Genomic DNA, 26,153 nt, shown 5'->3' with positions numbered 1-26,153 from the left:
GGCGTTTGGTCCAGGGAAGTTTATCGGGAGGAGAAAGATCAGCAGGCAATTGATGCGGCACGCGGGCTCCAGGTGTCAGTTGTGAGCTAATGAGCGGCTATGGTGGTCCCATTTAGCGGCGACTTCTAGTGAAATGCTTTGTGATCAGCGCGTTAGCGGATCAACCATAGGTAAAGTCGAGAGATGAGGTCAATAGTCCCTATTCATTTAATCGAATTAATAGATTGTTTTGGTGCGAAATTCACGCTGTTTAACGACCGTAAGTTGATAGATGATGCTTGCCATCATCCACACCAACGTTCAGCAGCACTGATGCCAATAGCCCGGTTCTGCTGTGGAGGCCATAACCATGCTCGAATTAAGACCTTTCAACACTTTGGGCGGCGCCGACCACGGCTGGCTGAACGCCCATCACCATTTCTCGTTTGCTGAGTATTACGACCCTAAACGCATGAACTGGGGTCAATTGCGGGTGTGGAATGATGACGTGATTGCGGCAGGCACCGGGTTTCCAAAACACCCGCACCGCGACATGGAGATCATCACTTATGTGCGTGAAGGTGCGATCACCCACGAAGACAGCCTTGGTAATAAAGGCCGCACCGAAGCCGGCGATGTTCAGGTGATGAGCGCAGGCACCGGAATTGCCCACAGCGAGTACAACAAGGAGTCCACAGAGACCCGGATCTTTCAGATATGGATCGTGCCCGACGAGACCGGCTCAGCGCCGTCCTGGGGTGCCAAACCTTTTCCCAAGGGCGACCGTGAAGGTTTCGTGACGCTGGCCAGCGGTAAGGTTGGCGATGACCAAAGCTTGCGTATTCGTGCTGACGCTCGATTGGTAGCGGCCAACCTGAAGGCGGGTGAGACCGCTGAATACAGCTTGGATGCAGGCCGTCGTGCGTATTTGGTGCCAGCGACCGGTGTTGTTGAAGTCAATGGACTGCGGGCGGTGGCACGGGACGGCGTGGCGGTAGAACATGAACGTATTTTGACCGTAACGGCCATTGAGGACAGCGAAGTGATCCTGGTGGATGTGGCGTAATCGTGTGTAAACGCAAAAAGGGACGGCATCCGCCGTCCCTTTTCATCCGCGCTAGCTCGTGTCGCTTAAACCGCGATGGCTGCGTCCACCAGCACTTGAGCTTCGGCCACCAAGCGTTTGAGGTGGTCTTCACCGAGAAAGCTTTCCGCGTAGATTTTGTAAATATCTTCGGTGCCCGAGGGGCGTGCCGCAAACCAGCCGTTTTCGGTCATAACTTTCAAACCGCCAATAGCTTGATCGTTCCCTGGTGCGTGGCTGAGGATGCTCTGAATGGTTTCACCAGCCAGCTCCGTAGATTTCACCTGACCAGGAGACAGTTTACCCAGCAATGCTTTTTGCTCCGGACTAGCCTTGGCTTCGACCCGGGTCGAAAACGGGTCGCCCAGCTCTTCAGTCAACGCATGGTAAATTTCGCTCGGGTCACGGCCTTTGCGCGCGGTTATTTCTGCGGCCAACAGCGCTGGGATCAGGCCATCTTTATCCGTCGTCCAAACACTGCCGTCTTTGCGCAAGAACGATGCTCCGGCACTTTCTTCTCCGCCAAAGCCGAGAGAGCCATCGAACAAACCGTCAGCAAACCATTTAAAGCCCACCGGCACTTCATACAAGCGGCGGCCTAAACGTTTGGCCACGCGATCAATCATGCCGCTGCTGACCACGGTTTTGCCGATGGCTGCATCGGCGCGCCATTGCGGACGGTTCTGAAACAGGTAATCGATGCTGACAGCCAGGTAGTTGTTCGGCGCCAGCAAGCCCCCGGTCGGAGTCACGATGCCGTGGCGGTCATGGTCCGGGTCGCAGGCGAAAGCCACCTGGAAACGATCTTTAAGACCGATCAAGCCTTGCATGGCAAAACTCGACGACGGGTCCATCCGAATACGACCGTCCCAATCGACACACATAAAGCGGAACGTCGGATCGACTTCTTTATTCACCACTTCCAGGTTCAGGTTGTAGTGCTCGCCGATGGCCGACCAGTAATGCACGCCGGCGCCGCCCAGAGGGTCAACACCCAAACGCAGGTTGGCACCGCGAATAGCGTCCATGTCGATCACATTTTTCAAGTCAGCGACGTAGGTATTCAGGTAATCGTGGCGGTGAGTGGTGTCAGCGAGGAGGGCTTTTTCATAGGTCATCCGCGTAACGCCCAGCACTTTCTCAGCCAACAGCTCGTTAGCCTTGGCCTCGATCCACTTAGTGATGTGAGTGTCAGCCGGGCCGCCATTGGGCGGGTTGTACTTAAAACCGCCACTTTCAGGCGGGTTGTGTGAAGGAGTGATCACGATGCCGTCCGCAAGCCCATGGGTGCGGCCACGGTTGTAGCAAATGATGGCGTGGGATATCGCTGGTGTGGGAGTGTATTCGTCGTTTTCGGCGATCATGACCTGCACGCCATTGGCAGCCAACACCTCTAGTGCCGTGACGCTGGCCGGGGTCGACAACGCGTGGGTGTCGAAGCCGAGGAACAATGGACCGTCAATGCCGTTTGCCTGTCGGTACAGACAGATCGCCTGACTGATTGCCAACACATGCCATTCGTTGAAGCTCAATTCAAACGAGCTGCCGCGATGGCCAGACGTACCGAAAGAAACGCGCTGGGTGGAAACCGATGCGTCAGGCTGGCCGGTGTAATAGGCCGTCACCAATCGTGGAAGATCGACCAACAGTTCTGCGGGCGCTGGTTTGCCGGCAAATGGACTGAGACTCATACGAAACCTCCATGGATGAAACCATTACAAAATGAGTGGGCCTGCTAAACGCAATCCGCATAAACAAATGACGAAACAGGTCGTGGCGCGGCAGTTTACTGGCAGTTTGACCGCAATGCTTAGCTATCTATCCGCAAGCTCTTGAGGGGATTTACAACTGCCACCATGCGGGGAGTAGTTTCTGCACCTTGCGCTCGGCAAATCGGTCATCTATTAGCATCACGACGCCGCGATCCTCTATCCCTCGAATTACTCGGCCGGCGGCCTGCACAACTTTTTGCAGACCGGGATAAAGGTAGGTGTAATCGTAACCCGCGCCGAATAGCACCGACATGCGCTGCTTAAGTTGTTCATTGACCGGGTTCAGTTGGGCCAGACCCAAGGTCGCGATAAACGCCCCAATCAAGCGAGTGCCCGGCAGGTCAATGCCTTCACCAAAGGCCCCGCCCAATACGGCGAAACCAATGCCTTGGCTGCTCACGGTGAATTTATCGAGAAAGGCCTGTCGTTCAGCTTCCGCCATGCCTCGCGATTGCAGCCATAGGGTCAGGTGTGGATGGCGTTCGCGCATTAAGTCGGCAACTTGCTGCAAATATTCGAAGCTGCTGAAGAACGCCAGGTAATTTCCAGGTTGTTTGAGAAACTGCTCGGCGATCAATTCGACGATGGGCGCGAGGGACGCCTTGCGATGGACAAAACGGGTTGAAATTTGATTGATGATGCGCACGTCCAACTGCTCACGGGAGAACGGTGACTCGACATCGACCCACGCGGTACTCGGTGGCAGCCCTAACAGGTCGGCGTAGTAATGCCGCGGACTCAAGGTTGCCGAGAACAACACCGTACTGCGCGCGGTGGTGAGACGAGGACGGATAAACGCCGCCGGCACTACGTTACGCAAGTTCAATTGCGACAGGCTGCGGGTGTCCTTCAGCTCACGTTTATTGATGTCGAAGACGAAGTGGTCATCAAACAGCTCGGCGATTCGCGAAAACTGGATCGCTTCGAAGTAGAAGCTCTGTAAAACCCCGTCGACCGCATGCGGGTGCTCATTGAAGTAATCGCCGATGGCTGCGATGCACAGGCTTAGGCTTTGCAGAAATCTGCCCGGCGTGTCCGGGTAGGCTTGATAGCCTGAGTCCTGCTCTTTATGTAGGGCACTCCAATCGCGGTCGAGTCGCTCCAGAGTTTTTCCCACCGATGTGGGGGCGCTGGGTCGAATGGCGTTCAGGCTCTGCTGGTCGAGGCTGGCGCTGTACATCTGCCTTGAGCGTTCAACCATGTTGTGCGCTTCGTCGACCAGCACTGCCACTTGCCATTGATTGAGCTGGCAGAGCCCGAACAACAAGGCGCTGAGGTCGAAATAATAGTTGTAGTCGGCGATGACCACGTCGGCCCAACGTGCCATCTCCTGACTCAGGTAATACGGGCAGACTTGATGCTGTAGCGCAACGTCACGTAATCCGGCCTGATCGAGCCAAGGGTTAGTCAACGCCGCGCTTCGAGCTGCCGGTAATCGATCGTAAAAACCTTTGGCCAACGGGCAGGAATCGCCATTGCACGCTTTGTCCGGGTGCTCACACGCTTTGTCACGCGCCACCATTTCCAGCACGCGCAAGGTCAGTTCTGGTGCGCTGTGGCGAATGACTTTCAAGGCGTCCAGCGCCAACTTGCGGCCTGGGGTTTTGGCGGTGAGGAAGAATATTTTGTCGAGCTTCTGTCCGGGGGCAGCTTTGAGCATCGGGAACAACGTGCCTACGGTCTTACCAATGCCCGTCGGCGCTTGCGCCATCAGGCAGCGCCCGGTGCTGACGGCCTTGTAAACCGATTCGGCCAATGCCCGTTGCCCAGTCCGAAACGTCGGATGAGGAAACGCCATCGTTCCCAGTAACTCATTGCGCGCCTGAGTGTGCGCCATTTCCTGACGCGCCCAACGCAGAAACACTGCGCACTGCTCGTTGAAAAACGTTTGCAGTGAAAGCGCCGTGTGCTGTTCGCGAAATGTGGTTTCTTCCTCGCTGACGACGTTGAAGTAAACCAGTGCGACGCGGACTTCATTGAGCTCAAGCTGTTGGCAGAGCAGCCAGCCATACATCTTTGCCTGGGCCCAATGCAATTGCCGATGGTTAGCGCGCATGGCACTCAAGTCACCGCGGTAAGTCTTGATTTCTTCAAGCTGATTCAACGCGGGGTTATAGCCGTCTGCCCTACCCCGGACCTTGAGGTGCAGGTACTCGCCACTGAGAGCAATTTCCGATTCATAACCATCGCCGCGTCTCGCCACGACCGTACGGTGGCCAGCCATACCTTCCAGAGCCGTCGGCGCTGGTGTAAAGCGCAAGTCGAGGTCGCCTACCTTAGCCGTGAACTCGCACAAGGTACGAACAGCGACTGTATAGCGAGTGTCGTCGGTAGGATTGATGATCACTGGAGAAAGACGGCCATTGCTGCCAATACTGGATAGGCGTACAGATAACAGTTAACGCCCGATGCTGGCAAATAAATTTGGATCGATGGCGGCCGTAGGCATGCCCCGACTCGTTTGACCTGCTTTCTATAGACGCTCAACACGCAGCGCATGATTTAACGTATCCAACGCCATAGCGATGTCTTCGGTCCAGTCGAAGGCGAAGCTTATTCTTAGGTTTTGTTGATGCAACCCTTGGAGACTGAAGATTTCGCCGGGCGCAATAGAGATCCGCTGTTTGAGAAGACGATCAAACACTTGGCGCATATCCACCGGCTGAACGCTTTCGGCCCAGATACCTGCCCCACCTGCGGGCAAGTTAAATCGCAAGTTGCCACCAACGTGCTCTTTGAGTAGCGTTGCCATCATCATCATCCGATCCTCCAATAGGCGCTTCAGCCCCGTAATGTGCGGGTCAATACGACCGGTACTGTACAGTCGGGCGATGGCCTTTTGACGAATAGGCGACAGCCGAAATGAGCGAATAAGAAAGTGCCGCTGTAATTCAGCTCCAAGGTATTTACATAATAAATATCCATAGGGTGCTTCCGGCCCGATGATCTTTTCGAAGGCTGAAAACACCATCAATTTTTGGGGATTGATCCAATCGCGCAATCGGCTCGCTGATGGATCGAAGCAGAGTTCGCCATGACTATCATTCTCCAGCACCCATATGCCGTACTGATTCAATAGGTCGGCCAGTTGTCGACGATTCTCCACCGCAGTCAGCCCGGTTAGCGTGCTGACACGTGATGGCAGCAATGCCAAACCAATAGTATTGTTACTGAGAAGGGTCTTAAACCAGTCCAGATCGACGCAGCTGTTACGGTCAAGAGGCATCTCGATTACGCGGATGTTGAATGACTGCAGCACGCGCAAAATAGTCCATGAGCATGGTGATTCCACCAACACCACCCCGCCGCGAAGTGCCAATACGCTGAGGACCATTTTTAGTATCGCGCTCATATCCGCACCAACATAGACATCTTCTGAGCACCAGAAATGCGCCGCGCAGTTGGTGTAACGGTCCGCCAGCGCAGTACGCAGCTCAATTTCACCAAAAGGCTGAAACAACGGATTGGTGCGGCGTGGGTAATGCCGAATCAACTCACGCTCAACCATCAGCAGCGGATTCTCCAATGACGACAGCACTGTCGGGGCGTCATGGCTCAGCACAAGCATGCCAGGGCTCCGGGAATAGGCATACAACGTCTCCAGCAGATCCCCGCCATTGTGGAGGACGTGACGATCAACGCGCGGCAGCGTGAAATACCCGGATTTGGGTACCGAGCACACCCGGCCCTCCTTTTCTAGCAGGCAGTAAGCATACTGAACCGTGGAAACTGAAACTTTCAGGCGTCCGGAAAGGTGCCGCAACGAGGGCAATTTGGCCGTAGTGCCGCACTGCACATTGTCGATCAGGCGATTGAGGTATTGGTACACCGCCTGATACGCAAAGTGAGGCACGGTTTTCACGATCAAAAGATCTCCTCGATAGCGGGTGACCGGGGGCGGGTGGCCTTTATGGAAATCAATTCCACTCAGCGCCCGGACACTGTTTCAGCCAGTAGCTCACCCGTTTCGGCATCCACCGTAATGAGTCGACGCTTGTCCGGATCGCCTGCACGAACCCTCGCAATCAACGAGGATGAATCACTAAAATTCACCCGCGATTTGCCATACAGCGATTGCAAGCCGACCTTGCTCAAGCCGCTGATGTCGATCAGCCATTGAGTAACGTGCTCCGGTACAGGCAACCCCATGAGGGCTTTGTGCAGGTCGGGCAAAGCAACAAGCATCCCGGGATGGCAACGACGTAGAAAGGCTTCAAGGGAAAAACCCGAATCGACAAAGGGGGCGAATAGCAGGCATACCAGCTGAGCTTCGTTCAGGCCAAATGCATCTAAAGCATGGGACGCTGAAAGCACCCGCCGCGCCTCAATTTTTGCAGAGTTGTCATAAGCGGCCATCGCTTGGTCAATTAACTGCTCGGGCATTCTTTTGCTGCGCATCATGGCTTTCGCAATTATCAGGTATTGCTTGACGCCTTCTTGGTAAGTGAGATCACTCACATACTGGGCCTGCAGGCCGCGCATATGCGCCATCAGCATCGGGTTAGCGCAATCTGACTCACTGAAATTAAATGAGAGATCGTCAAACCGGAAGTTCAGAAACTCAGTCAATAACGGCCAGTGATCCTCGGCATTACAGCTCACCAGATCAAACAGGGTGAGGAACGCGGGAACAATGGCCTTATTGGGGTAAGCCCAAGTTCGACTACCGGCCTCATCGCCCTCGCCGTAGAGCTCTTGATAATAAGCTTGCCCTACTGCGCTAACGGTTTTAAGCACGCCGTTGAAACTTTGGTTGCGCCAATCCGAGGCAGGAAGTTCAAGCCCCTCAGCCAAGCGCATGACCCAGGCCATGTATTGTTTTTGCTCCTTGCGAGAATCGCCGCTGACCAACGAATCGATGCCGGTTCCCCAGCAGGCAGCGCGCCCAAAAAAATCCGCCAGCCCCAGGTAACAACTATTGCAGAAGGTTGCGCGGCCATCGCCAGCCGTCATGTGGCCGGTTAGTAACATATCCGCACGGTTACGCTCGCGGCCCGCTGCAGAAAATGAGGTCTCGACATTAAAGGGCCTGACGAGTTGTTGGTCCACCATCAGCACTTCGACACGTGGGTCGTCATAAAGAAACAGGGCCGAATAACTGCGGTGAATATTTTCAATCACCGCCGACGTCATGCCAGCGTGGCGCAGGGTTGCAACCCGAAGGGAGAAGGTAGTTGGCGACCGGTTGGCGATACTCAATTGAGCGGCACGTAAAAATGCCACGGTGTAGGCGCTGTCCTTTCCACCGCTGAATGCAACCATTACTTTATAAGTGCCGATACGTTCAACACCGCCAGCGGACACGATTAAACGTTGGATAAACAATTGCAGAGCTGTTCGCTCGGCGCGGGAGAAGTAACTGGTCAACCGCTGCAATACTTGTTGATAAACGTAATTCATTGCCTGTTCATGAATAGAACTCATAGCGCAATACCGTTGCAATAATAACCAGTTTTCAAGCTATAGAGAGTGCCCGTCCTGCACCCACGGCGCATGTTAGAGGAGAGAAGTTGGGGGCGGGATGACGGACTGGAAGGGTATTGTTGTTGGACCATGACTCATTCCTTGAGCAATAATTACCGGAGTATTATCGGTATTTGCACAAAGATTACAAGGTACAGAAAACTCAGAAAAAGCAGGTCAGTGACTATTAAACTTTCGATTATTCGCCCCGTGTTTATTGTTTATACGGAAAGCGTTTATTAATCGGAGCGCCGCTGTTTTTGTTTATTTTTATAACCCCTGCTCCTTGCGCAAACAGGATGGGGTGATTTCCAGATTTTCTTACACCGTAGAGACTAAAAGAATTCTGTCGAATGACGACAAGATTTCAATTAGATAAAGCTGCATTGCAGCGTAATGGCTTGGTCATTGGCGGCACCTGAACGACGGTGCCGCACAAATCACAATATTAAGCTGGACCAATCACTAATACCGCTCGCCCGGTGGTTGGGCATTGGTCCATGTAGCGGTGGGCCGCAATAACATCATCAAATGCAAAAGATCGTGTTACCTGAGGAAGTAATACCCTATCAGCCGTCAGTTGATTTATTTCACGCAACGCACGTTGCAAAGCAGCTTCGTCTTGAGTAATACCCAATTCTGGTTTTCCGGTGAAGTTGCCCAGACAATGGACAAAAAACTGGATGTTTTTTTGAAATGCAGCGCAGGCCGGAAAGGGGGTTTGATTACCCCCCTGCAATCCATACAGAATCAAACTGCCGCGTGGAGCCAAAACATCACCTAAAATCGACATCTGCGGACCGCCCAAACCATCAAAAACCACATCTACACCACGGTTATCCGTGTATTTGTTAATGGCGATCAGCAAATCTTGTTCTTCAGTAACAATCACTTTGTCAGCCCCAAGGGCCAGTAAGTATTCACGTTGCGCGGAAGTCTTGGCTGCTGCGATTACTTTGACACCTAATGCCTTGCCCAATTGAACGAAAGCAGGGCCAGCACAATGGCTTGCATCAGTGATAAGTGCAGTTTGTCCCGGTTTTACGCGCGCCAGATCAACGTATGCAAAATAGGCAATCAAGAACGGTGTGTAATGGACGCAGGCTTCAACCGGTGTCAACAGTTCTGGGTAGCGAGTCAGCGCTGATCGAGGCAGTACGATCAATTCGCCATAAACCGGGTGTTTGTTGGCGGTGGCTGCTGGAAAACTCGCCACTTTGTCACCCACTGCCAAGTCAGTGACGCCGTCGCCTAGTGCGCAAACAACCCCGGCCATTTCCTGACCAAGCCCGGCGGGCAAACAAGCCTGCGAGGGCGCTAGATTCTGTCGCCATAGAACGTCATACCAACTTATGCCGATCGCTTCCACGCGCACTTGCACCTCACCGGATGCCGGTTGCTCGACAGGGTGCTCCTCAATTTTGAGAACCTCTGCCGGACCAAACTGATGAAAACGGATCGTGCGGGACATTTCGAACCTCGTCTAATGAACCTTAATGCCATGACTTTATCCGGGGTTATCCGGGAAGACTACAAGTGGATGTTAATAGTCGACATGTCTGTCATTGATTCTGGAGCTTTTTTAGGTCAACAAAACCATCGGCAAATAACCGCTGGAATCCTGCCATTTCTGAGGGCATTGAATAGCATGTCGGCGCGACAATGCAACCCGCCTGCAAAATTCGCTCAGCCAGCGGCATTTCTGATTGGTGTATATCCAGCGCAGAGCGTTCCGGGCAAACGCCTAACGGTAGGGTTTTTATAGGCAACTATCACTGGTGATGATGATAAATCCGGCAGTGTTCAACTTTTCGATGCCCCAGTAACGGATTCCTCGTATTATTCAGTTCGGCGATTTCTCACCCAGGCCGCGGGCCTGAGCAGAAAGATCGCAAGCCCCGTGTTGGCATAGACCATCGCATCGACAAACGGCCCGAGATCATCTGTTTATGAATCGCAACGACCTGCGTCGCGTCGACCTCAACTTGCTAATTGTGTTTGAAACCCTCATGCATGAGCGAAGTGTCACTCGTGCCGCAGAAAAGCTTTTCCTCGGACAACCGGCAATCAGCGCCGCGCTGTCTCGGTTGCGTGGGTTATTCGATGATCCGCTTTTTGTGCGCACCGGCCGCAGCATGGAACCTACTGCACGCGCGGTTGAGATATTTGCGCTGCTTTCCCCGGCACTTGATTCCATCTCGACGGCTGTCAGTCGGGCCTCGGAATTTGATCCGGCGACCAGCACTACGGTGTTTCGCATTGGATTGTCCGATGACGCGGAGTTTGCATTACTGCCCTCACTGCTCAAACGTTTACGTTCTGAGGCGCCCGGTATCGTGGTAGTGGTGCGTCGTGTGAACTACATTCTGATGCCGGCGCTGTTGGCATCAGGTGAAATTTCCATCGGAGTCAGCTACACCACTGACCTACCCGCCAACGCCAAACGCAAGGTACTGCGCCGCAGTAAAGCCAAGTTATTACGGGCTGACACCGTACCCGGACCCTTGAGTCTGGATGATTTCTGTGCACGTCCCCATGCTTTGGTATCGTTTGCCGGCGACTTGGGTGGGTTTATCGATGAATATTTGGAGAAAGTGGGCCGTAAGCGCCATGTCGTTTTAGCTGTGCCGCAATTCAATGGCCTTGCGACATTGATCGCGGGCACCGATATCGTCGCAACGGTTCCCGACTATGCGGCTGAAGTGCTAACAGCTGCGGGAGGCGTGCGCTCTGAAGATGTTCCTATCGAAACCCGTACTTTTGAGCTGCACATGGCGTGGCGTGGTTCCCAGGACAACGACCCCGGTGAACGCTGGTTACGTTCTCGCATACAAATGTTCTTCGGTGACCCTGATAGCTTGATCTAGAGCCTGGGAGGAACTCATACATCATTCTCAATGATATTAACCTTCGGTTCATTCGATTCGTGCAATACCAGCTGCCAGAACAGAATCCGCCAACTTAACGAATATTGGCGGATTTTTCCCATGGCACAGTCATTCAATCACTTGCGCTACCCCATTGCTGCACTGGCCTTGGTCATGATCAGCGCGTGTGGTCAACACGGTCCCGCAGCAGCGGCGGCACCCGCTGCCGCGAAAGTGACCGTTGCCAAGGTACTGGAACAACCCGTCAACGAATGGGACGAATTTACCGGCCGCTTGGAGGCACCGGAAACCGTTGAAATCCGCCCACGGGTTTCTGGCCAGATTGATCAGGTCTCGTTCACTGACGGTGCTTTGGTTAAGAAAGGCGAGACGTTGTATCAGATCGATCCTCGCCCATTCCTCTCCGAAGTTCATCGTCTAGAAGCCCAATTGGCGCAAGCACGCGCTACGTTGATCCGTACCGGAAATGAAGCGCAACGTGGCCAGCGCCTGTTGAGCAGTAACGCTATCTCTGCAGAACTGGCCGACACTCGTAATACCTCCGCTCAAGAAGCTAAAGCCGGTGTCGATGCCATCCAGGCTCAACTGGATCTGGCTCGCCTCAACCTGAGCTTCACCCGCGTGACGTCGCCGATCAGTGGCCGCGTCAGCCGTGCGGAGATAACCGCCGGCAACATTGTGACCGCCGACGTAACAGCGCTGACCAGTGTGGTTTCCACCGACAAGGTATACGCCTACTTCGACGCGGACGAGCGTGTTTTTCTGAAATACAAAGAGCTGGCACGCAAAGGTAAGCGCGGTCAGGCCACCCCAGTATTCCTTGGTCTGTCCAATGAGGAAGGCAACACCCACCAAGGCACGATGAATTTCGTCGACAACCAGGTTAATCCGAAAACCGGCACCATCCGTGGCCGCGCAGTGTTTGATAACGCCGATGGCCAGTTTACGCCGGGGCTCTACGCCCGCCTCAAACTAGTGGGAAGCGGTACTTACTCGGCTGTGCTGATCAGCGATGAAGCTGTTGGTACTGATTTGGGTAAAAAATTCGTACTGGTGGTGGGTGCTGATAACAAGCCGGCTTATCGCAGCGTCGAACTGGGTCCAAAACTCGAAGGTTTACGTATCGTTCGTAGCGGATTGACCAAAGACGACACCATCGTAGTCAAGGGCTTGCAGCGCGTTCGCCCGGGCACCCTGGTAGACCCTGAAGTCACTCAGATGGCCAGCGCCGAGACCCTTGCTGCTCTTGCTAAACAGCGCGAGGCGCTTGAAGCCAGCAATGTCCAGCAAGCAGCAGCCAAACTGGCAAGCAACGCTTCCCCACGCGGTTAAGGGATAACTCATGAATTTCTCTCAATTCTTCATATCGCGACCGATCTTCGCTGCGGTGCTGTCGCTGATGATCCTGATCGCAGGGGCCATTTCACTGTTTCAGCTACCGATCAGTGAATATCCGGAAGTTGTACCGCCAACCGTGGTTGTACGTGCCAACTTCCCTGGCGCTAACCCCAAAGTGATCGGCGAAACCGTTGCTGCTCCTCTGGAACAAGCTATTACCGGGGTCGAGAACATGCTGTACATGTCCTCGCAGTCCACCGCTGATGGCAAGATCACGTTGACGATCACCTTTGCGCTGGGCACTAACCTGGATAACGCACAGGTACAAGTTCAAAACCGTGTGACCCGCACCGAGCCCAAGCTTCCAGTAGAAGTGACGCGCATAGGTATCACCGTAGACAAGGCCTCACCCGATTTGACGATGGTGGTCCACTTGACCTCCCCGGACAAACGTTACGACATGCTCTACCTGTCCAACTACGCCATCCTCAATATCAAGGATGAACTGGCGCGACTGGGTGGCGTCGGTGACGTACAACTGTTCGGCATGGGTGATTACTCGCTGCGGGTATGGCTTGATCCAAACAAGACGGCTTCACGCAATCTGACTGCCATCGATGTAGTAAACGCGATTCGCGAACAGAACCGTCAAGTTGCAGCCGGTTCTCTGGGCTCACCGCCTTCGCCGGATGCCACCAGCTTCCAGATGTCGGTTAACACCCAAGGCCGTTTGGTCACCGAGGAAGAGTTCGAGAACATCATCGTCCGTGCGGGCCCTAATGGTGAAATCACGCGACTCAAGGACATCGCGCGAATAGAACTCGGCTCCAGCCAATACGCACTGCGCTCGCTGCTGAATAATCAACCCGCAGTAGCGATTCCAATCTTTCAGCGCCCTGGCTCCAACGCCATCGAAATCTCTAACGAAGTTCGGGCAAAAATGGCTGAACTGAAGAAGAGCTTTCCCGAAGGCATGGACTTCTCCATCGTCTACGACCCAACCATTTTCGTCCGTGGTTCCATCGAAGCAGTGGTTCATACCCTGTTTGAAGCCCTGATTCTGGTGGTACTGGTCGTTATCCTATTCTTGCAAACCTGGCGTGCGTCGATCATTCCATTGGTGGCGGTACCGGTGTCATTGATCGGTACGTTTGCCGTGATGCACCTGTTTGGCTTCTCGCTCAACGCACTGTCACTGTTTGGATTGGTGCTAGCCATCGGGATCGTGGTGGATGACGCGATTGTGGTGGTGGAGAACGTCGAGCGAAATATCGAGTTAGGACTCAGTCCGATCGAAGCCACCAAAAAAGCCATGAGTGAAGTCACTGGCCCGATCATCGCCACCGCGCTGGTATTGTGTGCGGTGTTTATCCCGGCAGCCTTTATCTCAGGCCTGACAGGTCAGTTTTATAAGCAGTTCGCCCTGACCATCGCTATCTCCACCGTGATTTCGGCGTTCAACTCCCTGACGTTATCCCCTGCCCTGTCGGCGGTATTGCTCAGAGCGCATGACGCACCGAAAGATGGCTTCTCTCGCTTGCTCGACAAGCTGTTGGGCAGTTGGTTGTTCCGTCCATTCAACCGCTTCTTCGACAAAGCCAGCCATGGTTATGTGGGCACCGTTGGCCGAGTCATCCGCAGCAGCGGCATCGCGTTGTTTCTGTATGCCGGCCTGATCGTGCTGACTTGGTTCGGTTTCGCCAACACCCCGACCGGTTTCGTACCTACCCAGGATAAGCAGTACCTGGTGGCCTTCGCGCAATTGCCGGATGCTTCCAGTCTTGACCGTACTGAAGACGTGATTAAACGCATGTCGGACATTGCGCTCAAGCAGCCAGGCGTGGACAGTGCAGTGGCGTTCCCCGGCCTGTCGATCAACGGTTTCACCAACAGCCCGAACGCTGGCATCGTGTTCGTAACACTCAAGCCGTTTGACGAACGTAAGGACGCCAGCGAATCGGCCGGCGCGATTGCCGGTGCGCTGAACGCCAAGTTTGGTTCGATCCAAGAAGCCTACATGGCGATCTTCCCACCACCACCGGTACAAGGCTTGGGCACCATCGGCGGCTTCCGGGTGCAGATCGAAGACCGTGGCAATCTGGGTTATGACGCGCTCTACAAAGAAACTCAGAACATCATCACCAAGAGCCGCACGACGCCAGGATTGGCTGCCCTGTTTACCAGCTACACGGTAAACGTGCCACAGGTCGATGCTGCCATCGACCGTGAAAAAGCCAAGACCCATGGCGTTGCCATCAATGACATTTTTGACACCTTACAGATCTACCTGGGTTCGCTATACGCCAACGACTTCAACCGCTTCGGCCGTACTTATCAGGTCAACGTCCAGGCCGAGCAACAGTTCCGTCAGGAAGGTGAGCAGATCGGTCAATTGAAAGTGCGTAACAACCTTGGTGAAATGATCCCGCTGTCGACCTTTATCAAGGTCAGCAACACCTCGGGCCCCGACCGCGTTCAACACTACAACGGTTTCATCACCGCAGAAATCAACGGCGCCGCTGCACCGGGCTATAGCTCAGGCCAAGCCCAGGAAGCCATTGAGAAACTGTTGAAAGAAGAACTGCCTAACGGCATGACCTATGAGTGGACCGACCTGACCTATCAGCAGATTTTATCGGGTAACACGGCGCTGTTGGTCTTCCCACTCTGCGTACTGCTGGCGTTCCTGGTGTTGGCTGCCTTGTACGAAAGCTGGAGCCTGCCACTAGCGGTAATCCTGATCGTACCGATGACCCTGCTCTCAGCCATTGCCGGGGTAATTATTGCCGGTAGCGACAACAACATCTTCACCCAGATCGGTTTGATCGTGCTGGTGGGCTTGGCGTGTAAGAACGCGATCCTTATCGTCGAGTTCGCCAAAGACGAGCAAGAGAAAGGCAAAACGCCGTTGGAGGCTGTTCTGGAGGCCTGCCGCTTGCGTCTGCGCCCGATCCTGATGACGTCTTTCGCTTTCATTATGGGTGTTGTGCCATTGGTTCTTTCCAGCGGTGCCGGTGCTGAAATGCGTCATGCCATGGGCGTGGCGGTGTTCTCCGGGATGCTTGGGGTGACCTTCTTTGGTTTGTTACTGACGCCGGTGTTCTACGTGCTGATTCGTAACTATGTAGGTCGTAAAGCAGCCCGTAAACAGGCTCGCGAAGCTGACAAAGCCCTGAAGTTGGAGACGCAACAATGAGCGTCAAGACAGTGAAGTTTTTTATCCCAAGCCTTTTAGTTATCGCGCTGGCGGCGTGCGCCGTCGGCCCTGACTACAAGGCACCGGTGACGCCTGCTGCCAAAGTTCTTTCGGTAGCGCAAGGCAACTATGACCGGGCTCACACTGAGTCGGTCTGGTGGGCGCAGTTCGAAGACCCAATCCTTAATCAACTGGTCAGTCAGTCAATGACCGGTAACCGGGATTTGCGCGTGTCGTTTGCTCGCTTGCAAGCTTCCCGTGCGATCCGTGATCAAGTCGCGTATGCCCAGATGCCAATTATCACTAGCGGCGTCAGTAGCCAATTAGGTAAAGGCCAACGGCCTGGCACCACTACCCAGCGGGTCAACACAGAGCGCTATGATGCTGGCCTGGATATGGCCTGGGAGATTGACCTGTTTGGTCATATTCAGCGTCAGATAGAGTCGGCTAATGCCGATCAGCAAGCCAGCGAAGCCGACCTGTTTCAGCTTCAGGTCAGCATCACTGCTGAACTGGTGGATGCCTACGGCCAATTGCGCGGCGCGCAACTGCGTGAGCGGATTGCCCGGGACAACCTTAAAAACCAGCAAGAGTCACGTGCTGTGACTGTCAGCCTGCGTGACGCCGGGGTCGGCAACGAGCTCGACGTCGTGCGCGCCGATGCACGTCTGGCGGCGGTTGAAGCAACGGTGCCGCAGCTACAAGCCGAGCAAGTGCGAGAGAAAAACCGCATTGCCACCTTGCTCGGGGAGCGCCCGGAGTCAATGACTGTCGATTTGAGTCCGGCGAAGTTGCCAGCGATTGCCAAGGCTTTACCGATTGGTGACCCCACCGAACTACTGCGCAATCGCCCCGACGTACGTGCAGCTGAGCGTCAATTGGCCTCGGCCACGGCGCAGATCGGCGTGAACACCGCGGACCTGTTTCCACGGGTCAGCCTAACCGGCTTTCTCGGTTATACCGCCGCTCGAGGTTCGCAGATTGGCTCATCCGCTGCCAGCGCATGGTCGCTGGGTCCAAGTATCACTTGGCCAGCGCTGGACTTGCGCACCGTACAGGCAAGAATTCGAGGCGCTAACGCCGATGCTGAAGGTGCGCTGGCCAACTACGAGCAGCACGTGCTGCTGGCGTTGGAAGAATCGGAGAATGCTTTCAGCGACTACAACAAGCGTCAAGAGCGCCTGATCTCGTTAATTCGTCAAAGTGAATCGAGCCGCAAAGCAGCGGAGTTGGCCTCAATTCAGTACCGCGAAGGCACTGCTGACTTCCTCGTGCTACTGGATGCCGAACGTGAGCGCCTGGCGGCCGAAGATTCTCAGGCCTTGGGCGAGATCGATACCTATCGTGGGATTGTTGCCATTTACAAGGCATTGGGCGGCGGCTGGCAACCCCAGTCTTAAGGCCTCGATCACGCCATTAAACCGCCTCCTTAATAGGAGGCGTTTTTTTGAACACAATATGGGCACGTTAAAGACCAAGCTGCGCGATCGCCGTTTGACAGCTGCCAATCACTCGCAGAAGCTGCAGGCCGTTATGAAATGGAAACTGGTATGCCAAAACCACCTTTGAGCGGCTCGTCCGCCGAGCCGAAACCGCGTCATCGATGGCCTCTTGGCTATTTCATTGCAGCAATGGCTATCGCTTTAGGTATAGGTTTACTTTGGTTCCAAAGTAGTCCCTCGGTACCGCCCCCGGCTGTCCACACTATTAGCTACGGTCGCGCGTTGGCGCAGGCTCACAACGGTAAACCCGGTGCCGCCCGCGTGCTCTATCAACAATTCGCCCGAACCGATTTATCAGGAGTTCGGCGCGCCAGATTGCTAGTTGAACTGTCAAATTTTCCTGGCCCACAGGCACTGAAGTGGGTGGACGCATCGTTGTACAGCGAGGAAACCATCGTTCAGCAAGCGGCAATAGACGCAATCGTCAAGCTCGTATCTGGAAGCCAGCGCAGCGTATTGCTGGGCCCTTTGCTCGATGAAAAAACACCGGAGGCCAGATTCAGAGCGGCGAAAGCGTTACTTGGTCTCACACCGGACGAAGTAGGATTGTACTTCACCCCGCTGGAACAGGTAGTCGAAGAATATAAAACGGCGCTTAACGCCGAAACGCCGACGACCAGTCAAGACCAGTTGCAGCTGGCCAAGCTGTACCTTCACACCGATGATCAAGCGCTGGCAGGCAAGGCATTGGAGCAGTCCCTGGCGCTAGATTCCAATAACCTCGACGCCGCGCTGGCTCAGATCGGTTTTTTTGACAAGCATGGGCAAGCGGAAAAGGCCAGGCATCTACTGGGACAACTGCTAGAACACAATCCCGCGTCGTCGATGCTGCAACACGCGTTGGGCATGTGGTTGCTCGATCATGGGCAAAGCGAATATGCACTGCTGAGCCTGACAAAGGCGATTGAGCTTGACCCAGAAAACAATGATTTTCGATATGACTTGGCAGTTGCACTGCACGGCTTGGAACAATTGGAGCCTGCGCAGAAGCAACTTGAGGACATTTTGCAACGTCAGCCTGCCAACCGGCGCAGCCGAGTGCTCCTGATTCATTACTGGCAAGAAAGCGGTCAACTGCAAAAGGTCCAGGTGTTGCTCGCAGAACTTGAGCAACAGAATCCCGACGACCCCGTCTTGCAGCAAGGCCTCTAAAGCTCTAAATAGGTGCCTGCAGGGGGCACTTATGGTTTCTACTGAAAGTCTAATCGCGGAAATTACTTACAACCTGCTTCTCCAAATATCACAGAAATCGCGACCGCCGGTTTAATGTAAATTTCCCTTTACTCTAATCAATTGCATAAGACTATTTTCTAACTCGAAAAAAAAGTGCATCATTTGTCCGTCGCTGGTACCAACTTCCCCTTTCACCAAACGTAATTGACAGCAAATCGTTAGTTTCGTCCCCCGACAAAAACGCTTTGGGGGGTTGGGTAGAGAACTGAAGGATCGAATCGGCTAGACGTTTTTTCTTATCGCTTTGTCAGGCTAAAATCAGCCAACTACACTGCCGGAGTAAACATATTTGTCCAGACTTGCCGAGTTTCGCGCAGCAGAAAAAGCCCTTCAAGAACAGCTTGCTCAGCTGGAGACTTTGAAGAATGACGCCGGACTAAAGAAGGAGATTGAATTCGAACAAAAGCTTCAGGGTTTGATGAGCACCTACAGCAAGAGCCTGCGCGACATCGTCGCCATTCTCGACCCGAAGAGCTCGCTTCCACAGGCCGCTCCAGCGGGAATCAAACGCCGCAGGGCTCGAGTCGTAAAGGTTTATCAGAACCCGCACACCGGTGAACTGATCGAAACTAAAGGTGGTAATCACCGCGGCTTGAAGTCCTGGAAAGAGCAATACGGCGTTGACGCTGTAGATTCATGGCTTCGAGCCTGATCAATCAGCGGTACTTAAAAAGCCCTGCCTAGCAGGGCTTTTTAATGCCTGTCAATGTTACTCGCGCACTATTAACTAATCCGTTCAGCGTTCTGACAGAAAAGAATCGCTAGATTAAAAAAACAGTCATGATCTTGCAAGGGTGAAATTTCTTACAGGCAATCGAGACTATTCCGTAATTATAATAGTTAACATCTCATCATGTTTCCACGATCAAGAAGGTAAAACAGTGGCTTCAGATGAATGGGCTGCTTAGATACTCAATCTGAGCCAAACTAGTGGCGTTTCAATGTTAGCAGGTTGCATTCAGTATAATTTGCCGGAAGGCAGATACGGGATTTTTCAACTCATATGAATGCAGTCTCTACTCGCAGCGTTTCCATTAGTCGGGAACACTATTTCTTCACATATTTTTCACATCGATTCTTTCAGGATAAAGGCTGCTAAAGGATTAGCGCCCCAATGCCCGCTTCGGCGGGCGTATTTTTGCCTATTGTTTGGCGTAGCCCTTAAACACTTACCCCGCCCTCATCACTACAAGCTTATTGCTTAACTACTAATCGAAGGCTGTCACGAATGTGCTGCACCTCCTCTTTGGTAGACGCATAGCCGTCGGCAGACCCCGCATATGATAACGACCACGCGGTGTCCCTGGTTGCCGTCGCGACCAATGTCTGAGTCATGACATGACCGCCGTTCTGGGTAATGCTGCAGGTAGTCTCTAGCGTAGGCAGTGCGCTAAGGGTGCCTTCATGGACTTTGCTGCACACGCTTTGGAAGCCATCACGAGCGAAGTTAATCTGTATCGCTTTACGCATTTCCATCAATACGCTCTGAATATTCACTTCATGTCCAGGCTGAAGTCGAGTTTGGGTGAGCTCCATAACCATGATCGGATTTCCATTTTGATCATTCTTCACCGCTCGCTGTCTCATTTGAACCGATGGCTGTCCTTCGGCTGCGGTTGTCGCGGGCAGTGGCTCAACTTTCCAGTCAGCAGGCCAAGTCACCATCGCATCTGCCGCGTGAGCGCTGCTGACGGCTAGCAGCAGGCTCAGGCTTATCAACGATGACTTGCATTGCGGGTAGATCATGATTGGTATCACCAGAACGATTGAACCGGAAAGTTTGAGCCTGTCCTCCTTTCGGAACAAGGCTTTGGTTCCGATTTAATCAACGCTTCTCGCCTTTAGGGTTGGCGCTGATTGTTCTGACCATTATTCTTTAGTAGTTGCACGACCATTTAAATCGGAGATTCCCATGAGCTTGCACGAATTGAACACCTTTGCCGGCGTTACCGCCGTACCGGAAGCCGTGACACAAGGTTTTGTGTTCAACCACACCATGCTGAGGGTCAAGGACATCACCGCCTCATTGGACTTCTATACTCGAGTGCTAGGTTTTAGCCTGGTGGAAAAGCGAGATTTTCTAGAAGCCGAATTCAGCTTGTACTTTCTGGCATTGGTCGATAAAGCATTGATTCCCGCCGACAGCACCGTGCGTAACCAGTGGATGAAATCTATCCCCGGGATTCTGGAACTGACCCATAACCACGGGACCGAGAGCGATCCGGCCGTCGTCTATCACAACGGTAACGCCGATCCACGCGGCTTTGGGCACATCTGCATCTCGGTCCCCGATGTCCACGTAGCCTGCGAACGTTTTGAAAACCTTGGTGTGCCTTTTCAAAAACGTCTGGCCGACGGACGTATGAACAGCCTCGCATTCATCAAAGACCCAGACGGCTACTGGGTTGAAATCATTCAACCCACGCCGCTGTGATAGGCCTCCCCGCGTCCAGCAGCACAGCGCCTACCGACTCATAGGTATTTAAATTGTAGAAGCGCTGTTCGAGTCGTTATTGCTTGGTAAAGAACAGCGTCACCTGCCCCAGCTCGACACCCAGCTTGCTCATGTAGGAACGGTTGGCCAAGGTTTTATTATCGAGCATGTACATCCAATCATCGAAACGAACTTCATAGGTTTTGCCATCCACTGGCAGGTTTAGCACGTAGTTCCAATGGAACGTATTGCCCGAAACCTCACCGAATGCTTCGCCGACCACATCACTTGCGGTGCCACGCCAGTGTCCTGGACCATCCGGGCGCAAGGTCCAGACACGGGTCTGTTTTGTGCCGTCGCTGTAATTGAAAGTCTCATGCATGATGAGCGCGTCACCTTCGCTGTGGCTATCTATTACCACATGAAAGCGCTTGATCACCTCACCGGAGCGTTTTTGAAAAATACCTGACGCTAGCACCTGCCCCGAAAAATAATCGCGCAAGTCGAGCTTCGGCGTCTGCTGGCTATATTGAGACACTTGAACGCCACCACAACCGGCCAGCCCAAGAGACAACGCCAATACAATTGATTTCAACATGTGATTTCCTCGTGAAAGCTGCCCCGTTAAACGCACAAGGTTTCGGGTGCAACCAAATTTCGACCTCAGGTTTAGCAAATCGATGCTCGGATAGTTACAAGAGACCAAAAAAAGCCGGAATCTGAATCAGATCCCGGCTTTTATGTCTCTCAGTTGTAACCCTGGCTTACGCTGGCGCTGACGTACGGATCAGGTGATCAAACGCACTAAGGGACGCTTTTGCACCCTCGCCCAAGGCAATAATGATCTGCTTGAACGGAACGGTGGTGGCGTCACCAGCGGCGAAGATGCCGGGGATCGAGGTCTCGCCACGGGAATCCACAATAATTTCGCCTCGCGGTGATAACTCAATGGTGCCTTTGAGCCAATCGGTATTGGGTAGCAAGCCGATTTGCACAAAGATGCCTTCCAGATCGACGGAAACTTCTTCGCCGTTCAAGCGATTCTTGTAACGCAAGCCGTTAATTTTCTGGCCATCGCCCAGCGCTTCAGTAGTTTGCGCATTGGTGATTACCGTCACGTTGGGCAGGCTCAACAATTTACGCTGCAATACCGCATCGGCGCGCAGTTGCACGTCGAATTCCAGCAAGGTTACGTGTTTGACGATACCGGCCAAGTCGATCGCTGCTTCAACGCCAGAGTTGCCGCCACCGATGACAGCAACGCGCTTGCCCTTGAACAACGGACCGTCGCAATGCGGGCAATACGCAACACCCTTGTTCCGGTATTGCTGCTCGCCCGGCACGTTCATTTCGCGCCATCGTGCACCGGTGGCAATGATCACTGTACGGGCTTTGAGTGAGGCTCCGTTGGCGAATTTCACTTCGTGTAGCTCGCCCGCCTTGCCTGGAATCAATTGGTCTGCGCGCTGCAGATTCATGATATCGACTTCGTATTGTTTGACGTGTTCTTCAAGTGCTACGGCCAGTTGAGGGCCTTCGGTGTGCTGAACAGAGATGAAGTTTTCGATGGCCATGGTGTCGAGCACTTGACCACCAAAACGCTCTGCCGCGACGCCGGTGCGAATACCTTTACGTGCCGCGTAAATCGCAGCGGCCGAACCTGCCGGGCCGCCGCCGACTACCAGCACATCAAATGCTTCTTTAGCGTTGAGCTTTTCTGCCTGGCGATCACCGGCACTGGTGTCTATTTTGGCCAGAATTTCTTCCAGACCCATGCGGCCTTGGCCGAACAGCTCGCCGTTGAGGTAGACGCTAGGCACTGACATGATCTGACGGTCAGTCACTTCAGCCTGAAATAGCGCGCCGTCGATGGCGACATGCTTGATGCCCGGGTTGAGCACTGCCATCAGGTTTATTGCCTGAACGACGTCTGGGCAGTTCTGGCAGGACTGAGAAAAGTAAGTTTCAAAGGTGAAATCACCCTTAAGCAATTTCGCCTGTTCAATGGCGTCCGCGCTGGCTTTAGAGGGGTAGCCACCCACTTGCAGTAGCGCCAGCACCAAAGATGTAAATTCGTGACCCATGGGGATGCCGGCGAAACGCAGGCTGATATTTTGTCCCGGGCTGTCTAACGAGAACGATGGGGTGCGCACATCAGAGCCGTCGTCTTTAAGCGTAATAAAGCTCGAAAGGCTGGCTACTTCTTTAAGTAGCTCCAGCATTTCTTGGGATTTCGCGCCGTCATCAAGGGACGCAACGATCTCGATTGGACGGGTCACCCGCTCCAGGTACGATTTCAACTGGGTATTAAGATTGGCGTCCAACATGGCGCGATTTCCTTTTCTTCATTCGGTAGAAAAAACAACGCCCGAGCGATGGTCGCCCGGGCGTTTTTTGGGGGCGATGCGGATTACTTAATGCTTGGAAGCAGAGCCCATGGCCCCCAGCCGACGCATATCGACTTAGATCTTGCCAACCAGGTCCAGAGACGGGGCCAGAGTGGCTTCGCCTTCTTTCCATTTAGCTGGGCACACTTCGCCTGGGTGGGCAGCGACGTATTGAGCGGCTTTAACTTTACGCAACAGCTCAGAAGCGTCACGGCCAACGCCGCCATCATTCAATTCAACAATTTTAATCTGACCTTCTGGGTTGATTACGAAAGTGCCACGGTCAGCTAGACCTGCTTCTTCAATCAACACGTCGAAGTTGCGGGAAATCACGTGAGTCGGGTCACCAATCAGTGGAAACTTAACTTTACCGATCACGTCGGAGGTGTCGTGCCAGGCTTTGTGAGCAAAGTGGGTGTCGGTAGACACACCATAAATTTCAACGCCCAATTTCTTGAACTCAGCGTAGTTGTCAGCCAGGTCGCCCAGTTCGGTAGGGCAAACGAAGGTGAAGTCAGCCGGGTAGAAGAAAACGACAGACCATTTGCCTTTGAGGTTGGCTTCCGAGACTTCAACGAACTCGTTGTTTGCGAACGCCGTGGCTTTAAATGGTTTGACGTGGCTGTTGATGATAGGCATCGATAAATCTCCGGAGGGTTGGGAAAAACTAATGGGCGGATCTTACGCTAAACAGCGAGATGAGCTCATTGGCAAAGCTCATGCTGCTGATTACCTTTCACTATAAGAGATCTGTATTAATAGAAGAAATCTGTGACAGATGTAGGGTTTCATTCATTGCCGAAAACGGGGCGGCTTCGATGTAGCGCAACGCTGATTTCATATCCTTCCAACCGACATACGCCATCAACGATTTTAAGTCCCAGCCGCTTTGGTGGGCCCAAGTGGCGAAGCCCCTGCGCAGTGAATGACTGGTAAATTGTTCGGCAGGAAGTCCTGCTCGCTCCAGCGCCTGACGCAGCAGCGGGATAATGCTATTCGCGTGCAAGCCTTCTCTTCCAAGATTACCCCAGCGATCAACAGCTCTGAACACAGGCCCATGCACCAGCGCCGAGCATTTTATCCATTCGATATACGCTTGAACCGGACAGAGGCGCAGGAGCGCAGGCGTTTGATAGGTTTTACCGAGGTTTTCGCGATCACTTTTACTGCGAGGCAAGTACAGGGTAATGCCCGACCCTGCGATAGCTTGAACGTTGTCGATGTCTAGGCGGCACAGCTCATCACTGCGAAAGCCCCGCCAAAAACCCAACAGAATTAATGCCGCATCACGACGGCAGCGCAATGACGTAGGCTGATCGCCCTTTGACTCCGCCTGCACACCCTCCAGATCAAGTCTGGCGATCACTTGCTCTAAATGCTGCAACTGCAAAGGCTCAGCTTGTTTTTCCTGTGCGGGATGCAGGGCCCGGATGCCTTTCAATACTTTGCGCACCATTGGCGCTTTGGTCGGGTCCGGAAATCCTTGACTGCTGTGCCATTGCGCGAGCGCTGACAAGCGCAGTTTCAACGTATTGATCGAAAGCACTCCCGCGAAGGCGACCAAGTAACGAGCAACGCTGTCGCTGGTCGCAGGCAGAAACCCTCCCCAGGTCACTTCAAAATGCTCAACAGCCGCTCGGTAGCTACGCCGTGTGTTGTCGCGTGTGGCAGCGGCTAAGTAGCGATCCAGTTCATTCATGCCGAACTCACCCTTTTGTGTACTGAACCCAAGCTGAAACACTATTTTAATTAATGACACGGGATAATACCCCAATATCCCATGTGTATTTCCTCTTATTAATGGAAACCATTGTTAATATTTTAGTATGTAATTACAGTGTACGTACCACGGTATGAAATAGTAGGAGTACGGCATGGCAAGGGGTGGGGTCAATAAAGCGCTAGTTCAAACGGCGCGCCTAGCGTTACTGGCTCGCGGGGAAAATCCGAGCATCGACGCCGTGCGTATCGAGATGGGCAACACCGGCTCGAAAACCACGATTCACCGGTGCTTAAAGGAATTGGAGGAGCACGAATTCAGAAATGCTGTACCCGCTGCCGAGATTGGCACTGAATTGACGGAACTGGTGAGCCGCCTCGCTCAGCGACTTCAGGAACACGCTCAGGATCGTATCGATCTCGCGCAGACGGCCTTTGACGAAAAATTGCAAACCTTGTCAGAGGAATTGGCAAGGACTCAGTTGCATGCAAGCGCACAGCAGCAACAACTCGACGTGCTGAATACTGATCTGGCGGCAAAAAAACTTGTGGTAGACGCCACTCGCGGTGCTTTGCAGGCCCAGCAAACATCAAACGCTCGCTTGGAGCAGGCGCAGCAAGATCTAAATGTACGTTTGCAAGACAAAGACGGACAAATTCGCTCGTTAGAAGACAAGCATATCCATGCCCGCGATGCACTTGAGCACTACCGCAATTCAATAAAGGAACAGCGCGAACAGGAGCAGCGGCGCCACGAAGGACAGCTGCAGCAAGTGCAGATGGAGTTACGCCAAGCACAGCAGGTCGCGATCGTACGGCAGGAAGAACTTACTCAGCTCAATCGAGACAATGAGCGCTTATTGAGCGAAAGCCGCAGCAGCTTGCGTGAGCTGAAAACGCACCAGCAACAGCTAAAAAAAATGACTCACGACGCGATTGGACTCGACGAAAGATATCAACTCGCCCACACCCAGTGCGCGTTGCTGCAAGAGCGCTTGAGTTCGGCGCAGAGCGAAAGCGCTGCCCTTAAGCAAACGCTGGAGGAACATGCACAGAGTCAGCAAATACTGCGCCTGGAGTTGATCAAAACCCAGCTGGCCTTTGAGGCCTCGTCAACCATAAAAACATAGAAAAGACTGAAATCGGCCTGAGCCGGCG

Annotated in this window: 19 protein-coding genes; 9 read left to right on the top strand and 10 right to left on the bottom strand. The window is 53.5% G+C overall.

Features of this window, described 5'->3' with window-relative positions:
* Window positions 1-349: 349 nt before the first annotated feature.
* Window positions 350-1,045 (top strand): pirin family protein, encoded by a 696-nt coding sequence (locus QN378_RS06310; protein ID WP_322203476.1) that lies wholly within the window; start codon window positions 350-352, stop codon window positions 1,043-1,045.
* A 65-nt stretch (window positions 1,046-1,110) separates the two neighbouring features.
* Here the strand turns inward: QN378_RS06310 and pgm are convergent, their stop codons facing one another.
* From pgm to QN378_RS06285, 5 genes are all read right to left on the bottom strand, one after another.
* Window positions 1,111-2,754: a phosphoglucomutase (alpha-D-glucose-1,6-bisphosphate-dependent) gene (gene pgm, locus QN378_RS06305; RefSeq protein WP_322203474.1), complete on the bottom strand. Its 1,644-nt coding sequence runs from the start codon at window positions 2,752-2,754 to the stop codon at window positions 1,111-1,113.
* A 151-nt stretch (window positions 2,755-2,905) separates the two neighbouring features.
* On the bottom strand, window positions 2,906-5,182 hold the full coding sequence (locus QN378_RS06300; protein ID WP_322203472.1) for an ATP-dependent DNA helicase: 2,277 nt from the start codon (window positions 5,180-5,182) through the stop codon (window positions 2,906-2,908).
* 126 nt (window positions 5,183-5,308) lie between these two features.
* The gene (locus tag QN378_RS06295; protein WP_322203470.1) at window positions 5,309-6,697 is read right to left on the bottom strand and encodes a PLP-dependent aminotransferase family protein; all 1,389 of its coding nucleotides are present in this window, start codon (window positions 6,695-6,697) and stop codon (window positions 5,309-5,311) included.
* 65 nt (window positions 6,698-6,762) lie between these two features.
* Window positions 6,763-8,259, bottom strand: a complete 1,497-nt coding sequence (locus QN378_RS06290; RefSeq protein WP_322203469.1) for a hypothetical protein — start codon at window positions 8,257-8,259, stop codon at window positions 6,763-6,765.
* A 487-nt stretch (window positions 8,260-8,746) separates the two neighbouring features.
* Window positions 8,747-9,769 carry a zinc-dependent alcohol dehydrogenase family protein gene (locus QN378_RS06285; RefSeq protein ID WP_322203468.1) on the bottom strand — a complete coding sequence of 341 codons (1,023 nt, stop codon included), beginning with the start codon at window positions 9,767-9,769 and terminating at the stop codon, window positions 8,747-8,749.
* 478 nt (window positions 9,770-10,247) lie between these two features.
* Here QN378_RS06285 and QN378_RS06280 point away from each other — a divergent pair, with 478 nt between their 5' ends.
* From QN378_RS06280 to QN378_RS06255, 6 genes are all read left to right on the top strand, one after another.
* Window positions 10,248-11,165 (top strand): LysR family transcriptional regulator, encoded by a 918-nt coding sequence (locus QN378_RS06280; protein WP_322203466.1) that lies wholly within the window; start codon window positions 10,248-10,250, stop codon window positions 11,163-11,165.
* 120 nt (window positions 11,166-11,285) lie between these two features.
* Window positions 11,286-12,518, top strand: a complete 1,233-nt coding sequence (gene mexE / locus QN378_RS06275) for a multidrug efflux RND transporter periplasmic adaptor subunit MexE (RefSeq protein WP_322203465.1) — start codon at window positions 11,286-11,288, stop codon at window positions 12,516-12,518.
* Window positions 12,519-12,528: 10 nt separating this feature from the next.
* Window positions 12,529-15,720: an efflux RND transporter permease subunit gene (locus tag QN378_RS06270; RefSeq protein WP_322203463.1), complete on the top strand. Its 3,192-nt coding sequence runs from the start codon at window positions 12,529-12,531 to the stop codon at window positions 15,718-15,720.
* On the top strand, window positions 15,717-17,120 hold the full coding sequence (locus tag QN378_RS06265; RefSeq protein ID WP_322203461.1) for a TolC family protein: 1,404 nt from the start codon (window positions 15,717-15,719) through the stop codon (window positions 17,118-17,120). Before QN378_RS06270 ends, QN378_RS06265 begins: the two co-directional genes overlap by 4 nt.
* 150 nt (window positions 17,121-17,270) lie before the next feature.
* The gene (locus QN378_RS06260; RefSeq protein ID WP_323546195.1) at window positions 17,271-18,374 is read left to right on the top strand and encodes a tetratricopeptide repeat protein; all 1,104 of its coding nucleotides are present in this window, start codon (window positions 17,271-17,273) and stop codon (window positions 18,372-18,374) included.
* Between the two features lie 370 nt (window positions 18,375-18,744).
* Entirely contained in the window at window positions 18,745-19,107 is a 363-nt protein-coding gene (locus tag QN378_RS06255; RefSeq protein WP_322203457.1) for a histone-like nucleoid-structuring protein, MvaT/MvaU family, read from the top strand.
* Window positions 19,108-19,649: 542 nt separating this feature from the next.
* On the opposite strand, the gene QN378_RS06250 is transcribed toward QN378_RS06255, so the two are convergent.
* Window positions 19,650-20,201 (bottom strand): DUF4946 domain-containing protein, encoded by a 552-nt coding sequence (locus QN378_RS06250; RefSeq protein ID WP_322203455.1) that lies wholly within the window; start codon window positions 20,199-20,201, stop codon window positions 19,650-19,652.
* A gap of 166 nt (window positions 20,202-20,367) precedes the next feature.
* Here QN378_RS06250 and gloA point away from each other — a divergent pair, with 166 nt between their 5' ends.
* The gene (gene gloA / locus QN378_RS06245) at window positions 20,368-20,889 is read left to right on the top strand and encodes a lactoylglutathione lyase (protein WP_322203453.1); all 522 of its coding nucleotides are present in this window, start codon (window positions 20,368-20,370) and stop codon (window positions 20,887-20,889) included.
* 76 nt (window positions 20,890-20,965) lie between these two features.
* Here gloA and QN378_RS06240 read toward each other — a convergent pair whose 3' ends face one another.
* The 4 genes from QN378_RS06240 to QN378_RS06225 all read right to left on the bottom strand — a co-directional run bounded on the left by QN378_RS06240 (window position 20,966) and on the right by QN378_RS06225 (window position 24,975).
* On the bottom strand, window positions 20,966-21,487 hold the full coding sequence (locus QN378_RS06240; RefSeq protein ID WP_322203451.1) for a DUF3833 domain-containing protein: 522 nt from the start codon (window positions 21,485-21,487) through the stop codon (window positions 20,966-20,968).
* A 166-nt stretch (window positions 21,488-21,653) separates the two neighbouring features.
* Window positions 21,654-23,216 carry an alkyl hydroperoxide reductase subunit F gene (ahpF, locus tag QN378_RS06235; RefSeq protein WP_323546201.1) on the bottom strand — a complete coding sequence of 521 codons (1,563 nt, stop codon included), beginning with the start codon at window positions 23,214-23,216 and terminating at the stop codon, window positions 21,654-21,656.
* Between the two features lie 135 nt (window positions 23,217-23,351).
* Entirely contained in the window at window positions 23,352-23,915 is a 564-nt protein-coding gene (ahpC, locus tag QN378_RS06230) for an alkyl hydroperoxide reductase subunit C (protein WP_322203447.1), read from the bottom strand.
* 100 nt (window positions 23,916-24,015) lie between these two features.
* Entirely contained in the window at window positions 24,016-24,975 is a 960-nt protein-coding gene (locus tag QN378_RS06225) for a site-specific integrase (protein ID WP_322203445.1), read from the bottom strand.
* Window positions 24,976-25,150: 175 nt separating this feature from the next.
* Between QN378_RS06225 and QN378_RS06220 the strand changes: the two genes are divergently transcribed.
* Window positions 25,151-26,125: a DNA-binding protein gene (locus QN378_RS06220; protein WP_322203443.1), complete on the top strand. Its 975-nt coding sequence runs from the start codon at window positions 25,151-25,153 to the stop codon at window positions 26,123-26,125.
* Window positions 26,126-26,153: the final 28 nt, after the last annotated feature.

Origin of the sequence: Pseudomonas sp. 10S5 (assembly GCF_035019745.1) — a bacterium.
GTDB lineage: Bacteria > Pseudomonadota > Gammaproteobacteria > Pseudomonadales > Pseudomonadaceae > Aquipseudomonas.
This window is presented reverse-complemented; position numbering and strand designations above follow the sequence as displayed.

What these genes read in the sequence shown, in the direction of transcription:
- QN378_RS06310 (WP_322203476.1), top strand. Translation starts at nt 350, where the DNA reads ATGCTCGAATTAAGACCTTTCAACACTTTGGGCGGCGCCGACCACGGC.
- pgm (WP_322203474.1), bottom strand. Translation starts at nt 2,754, where the DNA reads ATGAGTCTCAGTCCATTTGCCGGCAAACCAGCGCCCGCAGAACTGTTG.
- QN378_RS06290 (WP_322203469.1), bottom strand. Translation starts at nt 8,259, where the DNA reads ATGAGTTCTATTCATGAACAGGCAATGAATTACGTTTATCAACAAGTA.
- QN378_RS06285 (WP_322203468.1), bottom strand. Translation starts at nt 9,769, where the DNA reads ATGTCCCGCACGATCCGTTTTCATCAGTTTGGTCCGGCAGAGGTTCTC.
- QN378_RS06280 (WP_322203466.1), top strand. Translation starts at nt 10,248, where the DNA reads ATGAATCGCAACGACCTGCGTCGCGTCGACCTCAACTTGCTAATTGTG.
- mexE (WP_322203465.1), top strand. Translation starts at nt 11,286, where the DNA reads ATGGCACAGTCATTCAATCACTTGCGCTACCCCATTGCTGCACTGGCC.
- QN378_RS06270 (WP_322203463.1), top strand. Translation starts at nt 12,529, where the DNA reads ATGAATTTCTCTCAATTCTTCATATCGCGACCGATCTTCGCTGCGGTG.
- QN378_RS06265 (WP_322203461.1), top strand. Translation starts at nt 15,717, where the DNA reads ATGAGCGTCAAGACAGTGAAGTTTTTTATCCCAAGCCTTTTAGTTATC.
- QN378_RS06260 (WP_323546195.1), top strand. Translation starts at nt 17,271, where the DNA reads ATGCCAAAACCACCTTTGAGCGGCTCGTCCGCCGAGCCGAAACCGCGT.
- QN378_RS06250 (WP_322203455.1), bottom strand. Translation starts at nt 20,201, where the DNA reads ATGATCTACCCGCAATGCAAGTCATCGTTGATAAGCCTGAGCCTGCTG.
- gloA (WP_322203453.1), top strand. Translation starts at nt 20,368, where the DNA reads ATGAGCTTGCACGAATTGAACACCTTTGCCGGCGTTACCGCCGTACCG.
- QN378_RS06240 (WP_322203451.1), bottom strand. Translation starts at nt 21,487, where the DNA reads ATGTTGAAATCAATTGTATTGGCGTTGTCTCTTGGGCTGGCCGGTTGT.
- ahpF (WP_323546201.1), bottom strand. Translation starts at nt 23,216, where the DNA reads ATGTTGGACGCCAATCTTAATACCCAGTTGAAATCGTACCTGGAGCGG.
- ahpC (WP_322203447.1), bottom strand. Translation starts at nt 23,915, where the DNA reads ATGCCTATCATCAACAGCCACGTCAAACCATTTAAAGCCACGGCGTTC.
- QN378_RS06225 (WP_322203445.1), bottom strand. Translation starts at nt 24,975, where the DNA reads ATGAATGAACTGGATCGCTACTTAGCCGCTGCCACACGCGACAACACA.
- QN378_RS06220 (WP_322203443.1), top strand. Translation starts at nt 25,151, where the DNA reads ATGGCAAGGGGTGGGGTCAATAAAGCGCTAGTTCAAACGGCGCGCCTA.